Origin of the sequence: Flavobacterium sp. T12S277, from assembly GCF_048514875.1 — a bacterium.
In the GTDB taxonomy this organism is placed as follows: Bacteria; Bacteroidota; Bacteroidia; order Flavobacteriales; family Flavobacteriaceae; genus Flavobacterium.
In genome coordinates this window covers 1-17,959 of record NZ_JBLYEG010000010.1, presented here as the reverse complement: position 1 = coordinate 17,959, position 17,959 = coordinate 1, and the positions used below count along the sequence as shown (strand labels likewise).

The 17,959-nt window shown below is 37.0% G+C and carries 18 protein-coding genes and 1 tRNA gene; 3 read left to right on the top strand and 16 right to left on the bottom strand.

Annotation, left to right across the window (positions count from 1 at the left end):
• Positions 1–81 precede the first annotated feature (81 nt).
• The 3 genes from ftsZ to ACN1CN_RS14640 all read left to right on the top strand — a co-directional run bounded on the left by ftsZ (position 82) and on the right by ACN1CN_RS14640 (position 2,936).
• The gene (gene ftsZ, locus ACN1CN_RS14650) at positions 82–2,112 is read left to right on the top strand and encodes a cell division protein FtsZ (RefSeq protein WP_419136185.1); all 2,031 of its coding nucleotides are present in this window, start codon (positions 82–84) and stop codon (positions 2,110–2,112) included.
• A 206-nt stretch (positions 2,113–2,318) separates the two neighbouring features.
• Entirely contained in the window at positions 2,319–2,768 is a 450-nt protein-coding gene (locus tag ACN1CN_RS14645; RefSeq protein ID WP_263362790.1) for a GatB/YqeY domain-containing protein, read from the top strand.
• Positions 2,769–2,862: 94 nt separating this feature from the next.
• Positions 2,863–2,936, top strand: a tRNA-Arg gene (locus tag ACN1CN_RS14640).
• Here the strand turns inward: ACN1CN_RS14640 and ACN1CN_RS14635 are convergent.
• From ACN1CN_RS14635 to ACN1CN_RS14560, 16 genes are all read right to left on the bottom strand, one after another.
• Entirely contained in the window at positions 2,890–4,449 is a 1,560-nt protein-coding gene (locus tag ACN1CN_RS14635) for a recombinase family protein (protein ID WP_419136272.1), read from the bottom strand. The genes ACN1CN_RS14640 and ACN1CN_RS14635 overlap by 47 nt on opposite strands.
• Complete coding sequence (locus tag ACN1CN_RS14630; RefSeq protein ID WP_419136184.1) at positions 4,446–4,673, bottom strand: hypothetical protein; 228 nt, start codon at positions 4,671–4,673, stop codon at positions 4,446–4,448. The genes ACN1CN_RS14635 and ACN1CN_RS14630 overlap by 4 nt, the downstream gene beginning before the upstream one ends.
• Positions 4,674–5,042: 369 nt before the next feature.
• Entirely contained in the window at positions 5,043–6,098 is a 1,056-nt protein-coding gene (locus ACN1CN_RS14625) for a hypothetical protein (protein ID WP_419136183.1), read from the bottom strand.
• A 29-nt stretch (positions 6,099–6,127) separates the two neighbouring features.
• Positions 6,128–6,931 carry a hypothetical protein gene (locus ACN1CN_RS14620; RefSeq protein ID WP_419136182.1) on the bottom strand — a complete coding sequence of 268 codons (804 nt, stop codon included), beginning with the start codon at positions 6,929–6,931 and terminating at the stop codon, positions 6,128–6,130.
• 28 nt (positions 6,932–6,959) lie between these two features.
• Positions 6,960–7,805: a conjugative transposon protein TraN gene (gene traN / locus ACN1CN_RS14615; protein ID WP_419136181.1), complete on the bottom strand. Its 846-nt coding sequence runs from the start codon at positions 7,803–7,805 to the stop codon at positions 6,960–6,962.
• Positions 7,806–7,824: 19 nt separating this feature from the next.
• Positions 7,825–9,099 (bottom strand): conjugative transposon protein TraM, encoded by a 1,275-nt coding sequence (gene traM / locus ACN1CN_RS14610; protein ID WP_419136180.1) that lies wholly within the window; start codon positions 9,097–9,099, stop codon positions 7,825–7,827.
• Between the two features lie 4 nt (positions 9,100–9,103).
• Positions 9,104–9,586 carry a hypothetical protein gene (locus ACN1CN_RS14605; protein ID WP_419136179.1) on the bottom strand — a complete coding sequence of 161 codons (483 nt, stop codon included), beginning with the start codon at positions 9,584–9,586 and terminating at the stop codon, positions 9,104–9,106.
• 13 nt (positions 9,587–9,599) lie between these two features.
• Positions 9,600–10,208, bottom strand: a complete 609-nt coding sequence (gene traK, locus ACN1CN_RS14600; RefSeq protein ID WP_419136178.1) for a conjugative transposon protein TraK — start codon at positions 10,206–10,208, stop codon at positions 9,600–9,602.
• Positions 10,209–10,237: 29 nt separating this feature from the next.
• On the bottom strand, positions 10,238–11,434 hold the full coding sequence (gene traJ / locus ACN1CN_RS14595; RefSeq protein ID WP_419136177.1) for a conjugative transposon protein TraJ: 1,197 nt from the start codon (positions 11,432–11,434) through the stop codon (positions 10,238–10,240).
• Between the two features lie 12 nt (positions 11,435–11,446).
• Entirely contained in the window at positions 11,447–12,082 is a 636-nt protein-coding gene (locus ACN1CN_RS14590; RefSeq protein ID WP_419136176.1) for a TerB family tellurite resistance protein, read from the bottom strand.
• Positions 12,083–12,088: 6 nt separating this feature from the next.
• Positions 12,089–12,706, bottom strand: coding sequence for a hypothetical protein (locus tag ACN1CN_RS14585; RefSeq protein ID WP_419136175.1), 618 nt, complete (start codon positions 12,704–12,706; stop codon positions 12,089–12,091).
• A 15-nt stretch (positions 12,707–12,721) separates the two neighbouring features.
• Positions 12,722–13,408 carry a conjugal transfer protein TraI gene (locus ACN1CN_RS14580; RefSeq protein WP_419136174.1) on the bottom strand — a complete coding sequence of 229 codons (687 nt, stop codon included), beginning with the start codon at positions 13,406–13,408 and terminating at the stop codon, positions 12,722–12,724.
• 18 nt (positions 13,409–13,426) lie between these two features.
• Positions 13,427–15,904 (bottom strand): TraG family conjugative transposon ATPase, encoded by a 2,478-nt coding sequence (locus ACN1CN_RS14575; protein WP_419136173.1) that lies wholly within the window; start codon positions 15,902–15,904, stop codon positions 13,427–13,429.
• A 37-nt stretch (positions 15,905–15,941) separates the two neighbouring features.
• The gene (locus ACN1CN_RS14570; RefSeq protein WP_419136172.1) at positions 15,942–16,733 is read right to left on the bottom strand and encodes a hypothetical protein; all 792 of its coding nucleotides are present in this window, start codon (positions 16,731–16,733) and stop codon (positions 15,942–15,944) included.
• A 55-nt stretch (positions 16,734–16,788) separates the two neighbouring features.
• Positions 16,789–17,127 (bottom strand): DUF4133 domain-containing protein, encoded by a 339-nt coding sequence (locus tag ACN1CN_RS14565; RefSeq protein WP_419136171.1) that lies wholly within the window; start codon positions 17,125–17,127, stop codon positions 16,789–16,791.
• 10 nt (positions 17,128–17,137) lie between these two features.
• The gene (locus ACN1CN_RS14560; RefSeq protein WP_419136170.1) at positions 17,138–17,599 is read right to left on the bottom strand and encodes a hypothetical protein; all 462 of its coding nucleotides are present in this window, start codon (positions 17,597–17,599) and stop codon (positions 17,138–17,140) included.
• Positions 17,600–17,959 lie beyond the last annotated feature (360 nt).

Here is a 17,959-nt window from a genome sequence, read left to right as displayed (position 1 = left end):
ATAATAAGAGAAAAGGATTACTTTTTGCCCCAGATCAAGAAGTAAAAAATGTATTAAATAAGAATTTCAAAAACCAAAAAGATGATGAGCAACTCAGAATTTGGAAGTATTTCATTTGATTTACCAAAAAACCAATCAAATGTAATCAAAGTAATAGGTGTAGGTGGAGGTGGTAGTAACGCTATCAACCACATGTTTAAACAAGGTATTAAAGGCGTAGATTTTATCGTTTGTAATACCGATTCACAGGCACTACAGAACAGTTCGGTCCCTAACAAAATTCAGTTAGGAGTAAATTTAACAGAAGGTCTTGGAGCAGGAGCAAATCCTGATGTAGGACAGCAATCTGCTATTGAGAGCATCGCTGATATCGAAAAAATGTTAGACCGTGGTACTAAGATGGTATTTATTACCGCTGGTATGGGTGGTGGAACAGGTACCGGTGCAGCTCCGGTAATTGCGCAGTTGGCAAAAGAAAGAGAGATTCTGACAGTGGGTATTGTTACCATTCCGTTTCAGTTTGAAGGGAAAGTACGTCAGGAGCAGGCACTTTTAGGAATCGAAAAATTGCGCAAGCAGGTCGATTCATTAATCGTGATCAACAATAATAAATTAAGAGAAGTATACGGAAATCTTGGTTTTAAAGCCGGATTCTCTAAAGCGGATGAAGTTTTAGCAACTGCGTCAAGAGGTATTGCCGAAGTAATTACGCACCACTATACTCAAAATATCGATTTACGTGACGCTAAAACTGTTCTTTCGAATAGTGGAACAGCGATCATGGGATCTTCTGTTGCCGAGGGAGAAAACAGAGCCAAGGAAGCTATTATTTCAGCCTTGGATTCTCCATTGTTAAACGACAATAAAATTACAGGAGCCAAAAACGTATTGTTGCTTATCGTTTCTGGATCAAATGAGATTACGCTGGATGAAATTGGTGAAATCAACGATCACATTCAGGTAGAAGCAGGTTACAATGCCAATATTATCATGGGGGTTGGTGAAGACGAAACTCTTGGTGATGCTATTGCTGTAACTATTATTGCGACAGGTTTTGATGTTGAACAACAAAATGAAATCGTTAATACAGAGCCTAAGAAAATCATTCATACCTTAGAAGATGAGCAAAGAAGCGTTCATAATCTAACCAATAAATTGGTTACTGCTTTTGATTTAACAATCGATACACCAACCAGCAAATCAGAAGAGAAAATTGTTTTTGATTTGATGGATGATGAAGATACGGTTGCTCCCGTAACACCTACTCCGGTTGTGCCAGTTGCAGTTACTCCATTTGAAGTTGCTCCGGTTGCAGTTACTCCAACAATCAATCAGGAAGAGTTAGTGGTAATGTCTGAGTTTATCAAAAACCTTGACGTTACTTTTGAAATCGTTTCGCCAATAACCGATATTGATTTTACCATTACGGCTCCTCAGGCAGAAGTTTTTCAGGATGTTAAACCTGTTCAGCAAGTGCAGCAGCAAAGAACATTCGAAAGAGAAGAACAAACGACCTTCTCATTTGATTTGCCAATTTTCAGATCAGAGCCTGAAGTAAAGAAAGAACCAGTTGTTGAAGAAACTAAAATTTTATTCGAATTAACAAACGAAACCCGTAACATCAAAGTGAATGATCCGGTTTCTTTTGTACCGGTAACGGAACTTTCTGATAAAGGAATCATCAAGTATTCTTTAGAAGAGTACATGGAGGTTGAAAACGATTTAATGACCTCAAAACCGGTTGAAAAAGTGGTAGAAGAAGTAATTCCTGAGGAATTGAATATCACCATGAAACCAAGACCTGATTTTGCTACAGATGCCGATTATTCAACAACGGCTAATGTTTCTCCGATGGAATTGACAATCGAAGAGACTTTACGTTTGAGAGCGGAAGAAAGAAGAAAAAAATTAAAAGAATTTAATTATAAATTCCATAATAATGTGTCTAGAATTGATGAACTGGAAAAAGAACCTGCTTACAAAAGATTAGGTATCGATTTGTCTAATTCACAATCAAATAACACCAATTCAAGAATTTCGGTTGGAACAGATAGTAACAACGATTTACAATTGCGCTCCAACAATTCGTTTTTACACGACAACGTAGATTAATTTTAGAATCATAATAATTAGGATAACCCGAAAATTGGATTTAATTTTCGGGTTATTTTTTTTATCTTCGCACAGAATTTAAAATTTGACTTCGTAAACAGGTTTTTAAAGTGAATCTTGATGATGCGTTAGGGCGAAGACAACATTATAGTTTTAAATGTAATTTAGCAATCGATAAGCCTGGCTTATTTAAATAAAAGTAAAAAATGAGTTTACAAACACTAATCATGGACGAGATTAAAACGGCCATGAGAGCAAAAGATACAGTAGCATTAGAAGCATTAAGAGCGATTAAGTCTGAAATGTTATTGGCTGCAACGGCTTCAGGTTCTAAAGAAGAATTAACGGAAGACGATGAAATTAAATTGCTTCAAAGATTGGTGAAAACCCGTAAAGAAAGCGCCAGAATTTTTACCGAGCAAAACCGTCCTGATTTAGCAGAACCGGAATTGGCTCAGGTAGCGGTAATCGAGAAGTTTTTACCAGCTCAGTTAAGTGAAGAAGAAGTAGAGGCAGTAATAGCAAAAATCATTGCTGAAACCGGAGCTTCTGGAATCGCTTCAATGGGTAAAGTAATGGGATTGGCTACTGCACAATTGGGCGGAACAGCTGAAGGGAAAACCATTTCGGCAATTGTAAAAAAATTATTGGTATAAAAACAATATAAATTCCAATATTTAAATTCCAAATTCCAATTCTAAAACTGGGATTTGGAATTTGAGATTTGGAATTTGAAAATTTAATATTTTCGACCACGTAGTTCAACTGGATAGAATATCAGATTTCGGCTCTGAGGGTTGGGGGTTCGAACCCCTCCGTGGTCACCTCTTGGGACAAATCAGAATTTTTCTGATTTGTCCCTTTTTTTTTGCTGTCCAAGCCCTTGTAAAATAAGAGCATTAGCCTCAATCCTTCGTTAATTCTGGTGGTTCGAACTTGATTATTTTCAAAAGTGAGTTTTTCGGGAAAAATCGAACCTATAATCTTTCTTTTTCTTGCTGTTGTGCCTTCTTCGTATAATGTTGCCAGTTGAGAAATATTACTGATAGCCTTTTTCAGTAGGGCTTCCACGTTTGCAGTACCTTTAATTCCTGAGGTTAATTTTACTTCGAGCCTGTTTATTCTTTCCTCAGACTCTAATTTTATTATACGGTAATCATCTGCGTCTAAATCTCCGGCAATTAGTAAATTTCTCGCTTTTGTCAATCTTTCATTAGCCTGATCCAATTCGTTCTTTAATTGACTAACATCACTGCGTTCATGTCTTGTCTTATTTTTAAATACGGATATTATTACTTCTTTATATAATTCTAAAAAGGGTAGTGGTCTTGCGTAATTTTTTATTTCGTCTGCAATTCTTTGGTTTAACTCAGGGGCTTTCTCACGGAACGTACAACCTAAGCGGCAATGATAGTAATGATAATACTTGTAACGGCCTTTAGAAGCGCTACCAGTGAGTAGCTTGCTACATAGAGGACATATTAGATAACCACGAAGTGGTAAAGCGGGATCAACTGTTAAAGTAGTTCTTCTAATTTTTTTTCGTCCTTCGAGTACATCCTGTACATCATAAAAAAGGGATTCAGAAATTAATGGCTCATGCTGCCCTTGAGCTAAATGACTTTCCTCATCTTTGTATTTTGGGATGAAGACTTTTCCAAAGTAAATTGGATTACGTAAGGCTACCCAAAAACTATTTTTAGTAGCATTTAAACCTTTTTTATTTGCTAGTTTCCAAATTTGTTCTGTATTTAATTTCCCCTTAGCTATTTCTTGAAATACCCATTTCATGATACTTGCCTGGTCCTCTTTGATTGCAATATGTTTTTTTCCAGTTTCGGAAATTTTATTTATATAGCCTAAAGGTGCGAGTCCCATAACACGACCTTCTTTCTTCGCCCTACGCATTCCATGGAAAACATTTAATGCCCGACGATCATTTTCCACTTCAGGTGCCGCAAGGTAAAAGGCAAGCATCATTTTATTTTCTGGGATCGTTAGATCTAAAGGTTGTTCTACTGCCTGTGGCTCAACCCCCAATCTTCGTAAAGTACTTATCATCTGATATGCATCACCTGCGTTACGGCTAAATCTATCCCATTTGGTAAAGAGCACCACATCGGAATGCCCTCTACGCACACGTAGTTCTGCCAGGAACTTTTTCCATGCCGGGCGGTTAAAAGTCTTTGCAGAATGATCTTCAATAATCACTTTTCGAACCTGAAATGAATTCAGTTCACAATATTTGCGTAAACGTTCTTCCTGATCTCTTTGCGAATATCCTTTATCTGCCTGTTCATCTGTACTCACACGGATATATAAATCTGCAATTTTCATGATTTTAATATTGATTGTTTAAACTTATTTTCACGCTTTTTCGTGAGTGTAAATTTACGTTTTTTTTGTTTATCTAAATATGTATCAACCACTATTTCAGCCATTTCGTAGAGAAAATCCAAGACGCTTTTTGCTTGCTCAGCATCTACATCTATACCATCCTTTCTCAATAATTCCATTGCCTTTTGTGGAGTTATTCTATCAATTTCTTCCTCTCTCATCATATACCTCCTTCTATTGATAGTAAAAGCCCGCAAGCGGGCTTTACTTATTAAATTAAAATTGACTCAATTTTTCATATCGGAAAATAAATTGTACTCTTTTGGTTTCTATTACGTTTTGGTTGATAACTAATGTAGCCATACTCGTTTAGTTCACGTATGCATTTATGGTATGTTACAGGTCCGGTTATCTTGGCTAACTTCATGATTTCATGCCTGTAGACTTTAATAGGATTAATAAAACCCTTTTCTGTTCTGAATTGAAGCAATGCAGCATATATGCCAATATGAGTGATACTGATACGATGATCTTTTTCTATTGCCTTAAAGAAATCATATAAAGGTTTTAGTGTTTTCATATTTTCTGGATTATCAACTTACACGCATTCCGTTTTTTTTGGAATGATTTTGCTCTTGATGCTCATTTGTCTTTTGCAGCTGTTTTACAGTTTCCATTGGTTTATTACCCAATGCCGTTGAGAGTGTTATTTTTCTTGAGTGCTCATCATAAATGTTTAACGATTTAAACTGAGGATTGGCTTCAATATAAAAACGATGTTCATTTCCGTTTTTAATTAAGGTTACAGGAATACGATTTCCTTGTTTTAAATCATCTTTTAATTTATCGGTTTCGGTTTTATTTGATAATTCCTTTAAAGGAAGCTGCTGTACTACTTTTTCAAAATCATAACCATAACCGGAGTGAAACTCTTTGATGCGATGATTGCCAACAGCATCCTTATCATTAAGATTCAGTTGAATCCAGATTCTTTCCTTTTGAACTGCACGTCCTGCTAATAAATTATAAGCTTGTGTTGTATCAATAGAATTTCTTTCCTGCACTTTAAAGTATTGACTTCTGTCTTCATCCGGTTTTGATTCGTTTTGCAAAGTGCTTTTATATCCTTGGAATTGATACTTTCCGCTCTGGTCTTTAGAAAAAGATAACTCATGATTTAGTCGCTCTTTTTCGTTGACGTAATAAGAAGTTGGAATAGTAAACTGCTCATGACCCTGTTTGATTTGATCTGCAATTTTAGCAGACAAATCTCTAAAACCAATATGCTGCACCTGTTCGTGCAGCAATTGGTTGTTCTTTTCGTCCTCTTTTGCATCTTTACGAACTGCAATTTGATCTATAAGTGGTGCAACAACCAGTTTACGAATAAGACGAACTAATAAATTAGGATAAAGCTGTTTAAGTATCTTGTTCTTTTCCTGCTTGAGCATCTGCAGAGCAAAACGTTCCTCAATATTTTTTGTGCCTTTGTACTTTGTTCCAATACGTTCGTAATGATGCAGCTTTTCTTTAATCAGCGACCTATTGCCCGAAAGACTGAAATTAAACAGTTTACTAAAACGCTCTTCCCTGGAGCGCCACTGGTTTAATTCCATCTCTACTCTGCTCATGGGAAGTTGTTCGTTCATAATTCAAATTTTATTTATTAGATTTTGCACTACATGGAACTAGATTGACTTTTCCTTTTTCTCTTAGCTTCCTTTGGCAGTTCAGGTCCATCGTCATCAGCACTTTGGTTTTGCTTTTTGTTGCCCTGCTTTTCTGAAGTCTGTTGGGTTTCGGATTGCTTTTCTTCTTTGGACTTACGATTATCAATTCGCTGCAAATTGCTGTCATATACATTGATTGTCTTGAATTGCGGGCTAGCTTCAATATACTGCTTAATCTCATTTCCTTCTTGTTGGAAAGTAGCGGATTGCAGGTTTCCCTTTTTCAAAGAGTTTATTAGATCTTCTTTGTATTTTGGGGTTTCCAGCTCCTTAATGGGATGTTTGGAGAGTGTTGCTTCTAAATCATAGCCGTAATTCTGATGGTAATGGTTTAGCTTAAAGTTTCCGGAAGTTTCGGATTGTTTAAAATCGATTTGAAGCCAAGTGTTGTAAATTTCTCCCTCCTTGTTGGTAAGATCTTTGTTTACCGATCTGCCTTCCATAAGATTGTAAGCTTCTTTCATGGTTATGTTGCTGCCTTTATTGATATAAAAGGTTTGCTCCAAAGCTTCTTTGGAATTCTCTTTTTGCAATTCCACTTTATAAGAATTAAAGAAATACATGTCGCTTTCTTTTGACTTATTGAAATTCAATGTCGCTGTAGCAGTATCATTTCCATACGCCGTGTTATAGGTCAGAGTAAAGTTTGGTTCTTCTTTCTGCATTTTTTCTTTTAACTCGCTTTCCAGTGCTTCACCAAAACCGGTGTACTTAATCTGGTCTTTTAAGTATTCAAAATTTTTCTCGTTCATGATTTCATTCTTTAAATGATTAAATGTTTTATAGTTTAGGAAGTACAGTAACCTGTACCAGTTTTGTATTCTTTACATGCAGTTCTACGTGCCTGCCGCCATTTTTCTCCATGAGTTGTATCGCTAAGTATTTTTTCTCCGGAATTGTAAACTTTGGCAATGCAAATACAAACGTATTTTCTGCTTCACTGTCAATTTTAACTACGTTATTTAGGATGTATAATGATGTAATTTCAATTTCCTGTGAAGCCGTTCGTTTTACTTTTTTTGTATCACGAATAAAAAAACGAAGCTGATCGATATCATAATTGATTTTAGAATTATTCGTTACTTTTATTCTGTAGTACATTACGTCATCACGAATAAAAATTCCGTTGAGACTAAAGTCAATATTGTACTGGCTTTCTTTTTCACCTCGCAGCTTTTTCTTATCGTAAAAAGCCAATTTGGAATATTCCTGAATATCCTGGTCATTTTCAATTTCATCTGAGAAATAAATTTCCTGCCCATCAGGCTTTGTTTTATTCAGGGTGAGATTCAATTGTGGAGAATCTTCATTATAGTTTAGCACGAAGGAATAAAGTTTCCCATCTGCAGTTATTACCGTCAGATTTGTTTGAAAAAATCCTTTTTGGGCAGCCTTAATCTGAAGAATATTTTCCAGTCCTTTTGCTTTTTGCACCAGTATATCGGGACTTCCTTTATCAACACTTTTGATTGCAAAAGGAAATACAATATTGGTCGTTTTTGAGTACGCTATAAGTAAAGAATCTGACTCGATTTTAGAAAGGTTATTTTTACTTGTTTGTTGTGCAAATACACTGATGGTCATTAATAATAAATGCGCCACCATTAATAGCTTAAAATTTTTCATCTGTTTTGTTTTTTGTTTTTTAATTGGAATCTTTTTGTTTCTCATCTCGAAGCAGGACCTGATAGCCTGCTTTTACAATTACTTTTATCATTTTAACTTTCTTACTCAGCAAGTTTTTAGCTGCTTCGATTCCAGCTCCGGCTGCCTGAGCACCCCAGGAATCGTCAAGACTTGCAACGCCTAAAGTCTGCATGGATCGGTCAGCAGATGCTTTGGCCACATCACGGTTAATAGCTCCCGGAATATAAATACCGATAAGCCCATCCATATCGTACACCGATAAATCCACTGGGAATAAAGAATTGTTGTATCTAATGCTATTTATCTTGATCGATAGCCTTTCTCCTTTTAAGGATGCTATCCCAAACAAGAAATTGTCCTTTGGGATCTTAACTCCGCTGATAAAAATGTCATTCATCAGTCGGAACTTAACGGTAGCTCCATTTACAATCGTTTGGGTTTCGTGGATAACTGCTTCCACCGCATTTTGCATTAAATCCACATTTTCAGGTTCGTCAATGGAGTAAAATCTATTGTGTCTGGGCTCAGTAGCATTTGCAGATTTGTTTTGCAAAGAGGAGACAGGATCTTCTTGCTCTTTGGTGGAAATGGAAAAAACTTGTCCACGCTCGGCCTCGGAATCTTTTCTTAATTTTTCCTGTACCCTGTCAGGATGCTGAATATCCAAAATACTCTCAAGCATTCCACCAAGCTCTTGCAATTCCGGATCTGGATTATCCTGTCCATTCATGGACTGCATCATCTGTTCGAGCCTGTCTACATCATTTGAATGCATGGAAGGCTCATTTGATTTTGTATGTTTAACATAATCCCTGTTTTGCTGCGGAACAGCCGCTGGTGCGCTAATTGCTTTTTGCAATGCTTCCAATTTTTGATGCACTTTTACTTCGTTTGGATCGCGATAAACGGATGTATTTAATCCAGTTCGTCCGTTTTTTGAATTTACACTACTGCTATCTTCGGTTGAATCAATCTGAAAGGACTGACTCAAATAATTGGGGTCTTTTTTGATGAGTTCATCAAGCTTTGCGGAATCAAGAGCTGCCATATCGTAGTAATTCATTTTATCGAGCGGAATTCCTTCTTTGAGGTTTGCATTGGGCAGTTTACTATTAAACCCTTTTTGCACTGGAGTCGCCAAGTTGGCTGCTTCCATTTTTCCACCGCCCATTGCCCAAAATATAGCGGTTATAAATGGCAGAGCCAATATTGGTAATACCAAGAGCATCTTACGATGTTTTAACTCCTTTAATGATTTTGTTTTTTGTTCCATGATTCTAATTTTTAAAATGTGAGTAATAATAATTTTCTAATAGTACAAGACTGTCCAGAAGTCCCGGACGACATAATACAATACTATCATGCGTTTTTTTTCCTGTTGGACTAAGACCCAGACTATCCATATACCTTCGAAAATGAATAATTTTTTCAAATTCCTTTTTACTAATAATTGCATTTAACTCGATGTCTTTTTCTTCTAATGGAACCGAATTAGTTGGTTTGGTAATTGGAATTACATTTATATTTTTAGTTGTATTTTTTGAAAAGCTAGTCACAATCAGGTAAATACTGCAACCTCCTGTAAACACTATAAAAGCGAATAGAATCACAATCCAGTTAAGACGCGAAAAATGAGCCGTTTTAAGCTCCAGCCAATTGGCGCATTTATGCTGTAGTCGGAGATTAGCCTGCTCAAATTTTTGCCATAGACTGCTTCTAATACTTTCAATAGCATCATTTTTTCTAAAAGGAAATCTCATAATCAGTAGTTTATTATTTTCTGTTTTCGGTACTTAAATCCCGATTCTCAATGGTATTCCATCTCTCGATTAAAAAGCCATGTGGATTGTTATCACTTCGTGATACATTGCGAAGGCTACCCACAGTTATTAGGTTTCGATGTGCAATGCTCGTAGTTCTGATAATATTCTGAGTAGCATAACATCTGAATCCATAAGGGTAGGCATTGATGTCAATGTTTATGCTGTCAATCTGTATGGTCTGACTGACATTCCCCGATATGATGCCAGAGTAATAGCCATTTTCTTTTAAATCATCGTAAACTCGTTTAGCACTATCATCAGCCAGATAAAGTGCTTTGGTTACATTGCTTTTAATTACTTTATCATCTGGATCAAGTGTAAAAAAGAGCTTATGGAATGTTTTTACATGATCTCTCGCTTCAATTGGAATATTGTCTTTTCGATCTGAAGCGTAAGCTTCCAATGCCTTTCCATTAGCCAGTATATAAACCTTGTTTTGCATTTGCGATACCAATGAGAAACTTTTATAAAGTGAAAAGCAGCTAATTAAAATACATCCCGTAATGACCAGCAGGGTAAAACCGCGAACATGCCGAAAGGCAGTGTCAATATTTTTCATTTTGCTAAACATAAACTTTGAATTTAGGGTTAAGGTTTGCCTTTTAATTTGTCAGCCATATAATTGTCCTTGTCCTTGAAGTAAGGCGTAGAAGTTCCGGAATCAGACATGCTTTGATACATACGACCGGCAGCATTCCCCATAGCATCCGCTACCATTGTTGTCCCTTGAGATGTAGTATTGACAACGGAAGTTGTAGAATTACTAAACATACTGGTTACTTTTTGTCCAAGTGCACCGCCACCACCGGCATGAACAATGTAATTGGCAACAGAAGGGACAGTAAAATAACCTATAATTCCAATAATCATAAATACCAGATAGGCAACATCAGTCCTGCTAAAGAAAGTCTCTCCATATTCTCCTGCTTGCGCAATATCAATCTTTAGCATATTCTCCTGAATTTTTCCGATGATGCTTCCAAATATGTTAGCCACGGGAAGCCACAGATAGATATTGATGTAACGTGCCAGCCAGACGGTAAGGGTGTGTTGAAAACCATCGAAGACCGAAATACCAAAAACGATTGGACCTAAAATAGAAAGTACCACCAATTGAAAAGTCCGCAGTGTATCGATGCACAGCGAAGCAGCTTCAAATAATACACGCAGTACCTCGCTCATCCACTCCTTTACTGAATTGCGGAAATTATAAGAGGCCTTGCTCATGGCAAATTTGATATCATTTCCAATACCATCCAGCATTCCCTGACCACTTGGATCTGCATCATCATGTGTATAGCGGTACCATTTATCCTGATCGCCGCTTCCTGTCGAACCAACATACATTTTCCAGGGATCTGTTTCTTTGAGTGCTTCTTCTTTTTCTTTAAGCAGTCTTTCAATCGCTTTGTTCGATCCTTCCACCATTGCAGCAGTTGCTGTAACGGTAGGTTTCATAACACCATTAATCATATAGAGGACAGAGGGAAAAATCATAATACAAAATCCAATAACAAAGGGACGAAAGAGTGGATAGAAGTCGATGGGTTCAGCACTGGCAATATGTCTCCAGACTCTTGAGGCGATATACCACATAGCTGCAAAACCGGCAAGTCCTTGTCCAACCCCAATCAGATTACTGCATAAAGGCATCATTTCATCATACAATTGTTCCAGTACACTGTGCAGGCTGTTCATGCCGTCTGCAATTCCTTGTGCATGGCTTAGAAAGGGGAATAAAATACCCAGAATGACAAATAATTTCTTTTCATTTATCTTTATCATAGCAGTTTAGATTTAATTGTTTCGCTTGTAAATACTGCGCATTGCGCGGGTATCATTATGTTCTTTTGCACGTTGTAAAGCCAGTACAGTAGTATTATTGTTAAAGTTTCTCAAAAACAAAAGTTTGTCCTGCATATCTGCATAAATTTTGTCAATAGATTCCAGCCTTTCATCATCTGACATTCGCATTTTATTAGCGGTAATCACCGAGGTCAATTCATCAAGATTTCTAAGACTTTGTTTAAACAGATTATCGTACACCCTTTCGAAATAGGCAATTTCTTCTGGATTAAAATTTTTACTATCCCTAAAGCGGCTAAAAGCGGACTTGTATTCTTTTACCAAAAGCACCTGATAATTAACAATATCTCCGATACGCTTGTAATTCTTAACTGTGGGGCTAACCTGCATGAGCGCATCAAGAAATGTTTCATGAAGGCTGAAATTTCCTTCAGACAAATCTTTTACCGTATTATAACCTCCACTTAGTATTTCATAGCCCTTTTTCATATCCTTTAGAATCTGTTTGAACTGGGCTAATTTCTCTATGTTCAAAATCAATTGCTGGATTTCCTGTTTTTGGGCTACTGCTCTGGAAGGAAATAGCAATCCGATAAATACAATTCCTATAATGAGTATTTTTTTCATGGTATATCAGTTTATGCCGTTTAGGACACGGCTGTTTTTTGCCTCTTTTAATTCGGCTGCTTTTGATACAGCCATGATTTTAGTTTGATTGCTGAAACTCTCAGAGAAACTATAGTTATCAAGCATATTCTGATAGATGGTATCAATGCGTTTCATCCGCTCGTCATCTTTCATTTCGAGTTGCCCGTCCGTAATGATAGTTAGCAGTTCATCCAGATTGTCATCACAATTTTTGATTAACCTTTCAAAAACCCTTTTGATATAATCGACTTCATCTCCATGAAACAAATCATCCTGCCGGATTTGCTGATGTAAGCTCTTGTAGCTTTTCATAATTTTTATCTGGAGTCCTATAATGTCTGGTACCCTTGCATACTTTTTTATTTTTGGGTTGACGACCTTGAGGGAATTCAGGTAATCGGTATGAAGATTAAATTCTCCACGTTTGAAATCCCCTATGGTATTGAGTCCTTTTTTGACTGCCGAATAGCCTTTTTGTGCATATCCGATATAGACTTGCAGGGCTGCTATTTGCTGTAAAAGCACCCTTTGCTGTTTGGCTTGTGCATGAAGATTTCCTGCGGTGAGTGCAGTAAAAAGCACTACTAAAAGTATCTTTTTCATGATTTTATTGGTTGTTTACGGAATTCCGTAAAATTGTTTGATGGATTTGACATCATGCTGTGTTTTAGCTCTTTGAAGGCTAAGTAATATATTCTGTCTGTTGAAGAGTGTCAGGTCATCATAATTGGCATCGATTTGATCCGCAGCGCTGTTGATGATCCCCAGCCTTTTGGCATCACTCATTTGTGTGGTAAAAGAATCCAGTACAAGGAAAATCTGATCGATGTTTTTCAGGCTTTCATTGAGTATCCCGGAATAGACACTTTGCATATAATCGAGTTCACTGGCATTAAAATGAGCATCCTTTTGAAAAAGGTTCCAGGCTCTTTCGTATTCATCGACCAAACGAACCTGCTTTTCACTAATGTCCTTGATCCGCTGGTAATAGGTAATGATAGATTTGACTTTTGCCAGTTCCTCATAGTAATTTTTGTACAGGTCTTTTTGTTTCTGGGTCCAATCGGAAATCTCATCTAATTTTAGTTTGGACAGGATATTTTCTATTTTTTTCTGCGCATTCTGAAGCCAGATCGTTTTGTTCTGCAGTTTTTGGATCCTAAGGTCAATAGCCTTAATTACCTTTTTGGCAACTGCTTTTACGATTTCTAAAATTGGTATCGCTGCAACCGTTGCCGGTCTTGCCGGAGTGCTTATCAGTAAAAAGCACAACAGGCAGATTGTAATTTTAATTTTTGCTTTCATATTATTGTTGTTTAGTTTTCATTTTAATGATGTTTGTGCCCTGAGGTCAATAGCCAATGCCGCAATACCTTTTCTGATGTCGCCATCAAACTTTTTGGCATACGCCTGTACTTTTACTTTTTCGGTTTCTTCGGTTGTGTAGACGTAATATTCTTCAAGAGACACCTCTGTACGGTACACTTTAGACTGCATACCTCCCAGAGAAATAAATACTTCCTTATATTTTTTATCAGGATCATTGGCTTTGTTTACAGATAATACCAAGGCTTTTTCTTTTTCTGTAAGTCCAAGGAGTTCTTGAATTTGTTCGAATTTATTTTGATACTTACTCTGGTCCAATAATATTTTGCAGTCACTGTTATTGATGATGGCTTGTTTTACTATCGGGGAGGATATAATATCTTCTACTTCCTGCGTGACAACTATGGCTTCACCAAAAAATTTACGCACAGTCTTAAATAAATATCGAATATATTCTGACATTCCTTCCTTGGCAATAGCTTTCCAGGCTTCTTCAATCAGGATCATTTTACGGACTCCCTTGAGCTTGCGCATCTTACTGATAAAGACTTCCATGATAATGATCGTCACCACTGGAAAAAGTATTGGATGGTCTTTGATATTATCAAGTTCAAAAACAATAAAACGTTCTTTTAACAAATCCAGATTCTCGGTAGCATTGAGCAGGTAATCAAATTCGCCACCTTTGTAATAAGGACGCAGTACATAAAGGAAATTGTTTACATCAAAATCCTTTTCCTTTACCTTGTCACTTTCCAATATGGTAACAAACTCGTTTTTTAGAAATTCATAAAAGCTATCAAAGCAGGGAAATAAATCGGAATTGCTGTCTAACTTTTCATAATACAATTGAAGTGCATTGGACAGTGCAACATATTCACTTCTATTAAATGTTTCATTGTCTTTTTTCCAAAGCGCCAAGAGCAAGGTTTTAATACTTTCTTTTTTCTCGGTATCAAGCATATCACCTTCGCTGATGTAAAATGGATTAAACCGGATCGGGTTCTTTTCATCGTAAGTAAAGTAGTAGCCACCCACCATATCACACAATCCTTTGTAACTGTGTCCAACATCAACAAGTACAATATGTGTCCCTTGCTCATAATAACTTCTAACCATATGGTTGGTGAAAAAGGATTTTCCGCTTCCCGATGGCCCCAGTATAAATTTGTTCCGATTGGTACAAATACCCATCTTAACAGGCTCATCACTTATATCCACATGAACGGGTTTTCCTGTAAAACGATCTCCCAATCGAATTCCAATTGGACTAAGAGAAGAACGATAACCGGTTTCCAAATTCAAAAAACAAACCGCTTGTTCTGTGAAGGTGTCGAAGGTGTCGTTCATTGGGAAATCTGCGGAATTCCCGGGAATTCCTGCCCAAAATATTTGTGCGGCTCCTACGGTTTCTTGTTTAGCAGCTGCATCCATCTGAGCCAGTGCCGAAGAAACTTTATTCTTAAGGTCTTTGAGTTCTTCTTTATTGTCTGTCCAAATCAGTACATTAAAATGAGCTTTGACTGGGAGCCGTTGCTGACCGATAGCCTCATTTAAAAAAGCATTGGTGGCATCACGCGCAATAAGATTCTCTCTACTATAGGCTGATAAGGATTGCAACCGCAGTCGTTTACTTTCCAGTTTTTGCAAAGTTTTCTGGAAATCTTCAATAAAAATATACTGGTTGTAAATGTGGTTGCAGGAAAGCAATTGACCTAAAGTTGACGCAAATCCGATACTGAATTTGGTTTTATCGGTGGAATACCGATCATAATTAATCCTCGAACCACATAGAGCAGGCAGGTCGGCAGCATCACCTAAAGTATAAATTTGGCAATGCTTGTCACCAACCTGCAAACCATCATCGAAAGCAATATCTTTAAAAACAAAGCGATTTTCCTTTTCAGATAAAAAACAGTACTGTTCAATGATTCCAATTTTTCTGCTATGGCTTCGAAGCTCATCATTACCAAGACGAGTCAGTTTTACAAAACCACTATCTTCCAGTATGCGTCTGAATTGCCCCGTACTGTCAATAAATTCCTGACGCAGTTGTGCTTTTAATGTTTCTTCTGGAACTATAGAAGTTCGAAGCAAATTGGAAAATAAGGAACTGGAGGTTTTCCTACCTGCTGGTTTTTTGGTCAGGAAAATATAACACGAATGATCCAGAAACGGACGTTCATTAAAAAAACGCTCACTGCTTCGGGTAAGAAAACTAGAATCTTCACTTGTGAAATCCGGCTGGAACTTACTATCTATAAACCAGTCTTGTTTGTGGAACACACTAAATTTAGGAAGCAGTTTTATGGCTTTGAGCCATGCCTGATGGAATGCTTCGTACTCTTGATCTGACAAAGTAAATATCTCAGGTAGTTCTGCCTTGAAAACTACTGTTACATCTCCTTGTTTGGACAGGATGCAATCGTGCTCTACATCCATAATCGGTAAAATATCATCTATCATCTTTTCCATCTTCATCTATCATTTACCTGTTAATTCAAACCATCATCTAGAGTCTTTTTCCTCTTTTTCGGGGAGTTATATCATGATCAAAAGTTTGTTTGTTGGAATGTTTTTTTACATCTAGCGGGCTTGTATAAGTAGTCGCTTTCAAATTTTTCTCGATTGGATAGTCCCTTATATAGGCTGAGTCTTCATGACCATTGCGTCTTGCAAGTCCAACAGGATCCAGATATAAAAGATTAAGTAATTCTACTCGGATAACATCCTTTGAGGATTCATTGCCTACTAGCTTTTGAAGTTTGGTATCATATAGAAAATGATAAGCAAAGTCTCCATCAAAAGAACCAATCTCAAAGTCTTTGAATTCCAATTTCACAAAAGCATCCTCCGCTAATCTCAGTTCTTTTAAGTTGAGATCTATGATAAAATCCTGTCCTGCGATATCAATATGAGGAAGGATTCCAGCTACCCGTTCCATGAAACCTTCATAATTGGGATTTAGAAACTCTAAGTCAGTTTTGTTTTTTAGATTCTCTATGGTAACTCCATACTTCTTTGCCATACCTTCGGAATCTAAAATGAGCAAAGGCGGTATGTTGATATTGATAATATCTTCAACTGCATCGAGTTGGCACGGAAAATTTTTATACTCAGAGTGGTAACACATAGAGTAGTGGGTTCCGTGATCTTTCATATCACTGAAAGGAATAGTGTTCGTGATATCTGTTGTTTCGATTAATGCCTGACTATTGATGTCTACATAAAAGCTTGTTCCTTCAATCTCATGAGTGGGTAATCTTTCCAGAGGAATAGTATTACTTGGATTCGCTGTTTCCACTATAGCCTGAGCGTTACTATCAATGTGAAACTTGCAACCGGTAGCTATTGAAATTTCATTTTTCATTTGGTGTGTTTTTAGAAAAGTTCATAAATATTTTTCTACTCTGGGATTTCACTGCTTTAGGAATTTGTCGTTTCGCTAGTGCTTTCATCATTCCGAATTCTCCGTATTGGTGACTCATCTTGTATATTTTTAAAACCCATAATGTTCCTGATATACCAATAATTCCTATACAGATTAGCGATGGTAAACCTGCTATGTACATAATTGCAAACAGTATCATAAGAGCAATCACACCACCACCCAGATACCAGATGTATTGCGCCTTTAACCCGCGAAATTCTATGCTTTGGTTAATTCCTTTGTTGATTTGATAGACACTATTTGACATGGTAATTGTTTTAAAATTTCATCTTGTTGCTTCGTTTCATTTCCGAAAAGGTTTGTTGCTGCCATTTATCGGTACTACTTTCTGCTGTTGCAAAATGTTGTGACTCTTCACTATTCTTTAGAGGTAATTGAATTGCAGGAACTATAGTAGTTGCTGTAGTTTCATCACTAATACTAATCTCTTGCGGATTTGCTTCTTTCAATTGGTTCTCCTGAATTTTTAAAGCTATTTCCCTTTCTAAACTGGAGAGGTCGCTTTTCATTTGTTGCAACTCATGCTCTTTGCTAAAAGCTTTTGTAGTTAATTGTTGCAATTCCTGCAACTGATTTTCTATTTCATTCAGGGACTTTTGGTACTTTTCCCTGAGGTGTTCCACCCGGTCAATAGCATTTAGAAAATGGCGGGCTGCCAGTTTTGGATTGTCCACATTCGGAGCACCTCCATTGAAAGTATATTTAATGCCCTCCTCCAAACGTTGAGCATAGAAGCTATTGGAGTATCGGTATTGGTACAGACCGTCATTTTGATACGCTTCTCGTTCTCTTTTGATATAGAGCCCAAAATCATATATTTTGCCAATCTGTTTGGATTCGTTTTCTCCTTCGGGAGGTTTCCAGTGTTTATAGAGTTCGATAATTTGTTTACCGATATTCTCAGAATCGGATGCTTTACAATCATATAATTGTATCGGATTCGCTTTAGAACCTGGAAAAACCGGTCAATTTGACCACCTAATTCCGGAGTAAATTGACCACCCGTTCCGGAGCAAACTGACCACCTGATTCCGGAGCAAATTGACCACCAGGTTTTGTGGTTAATTAACGATTAAAAA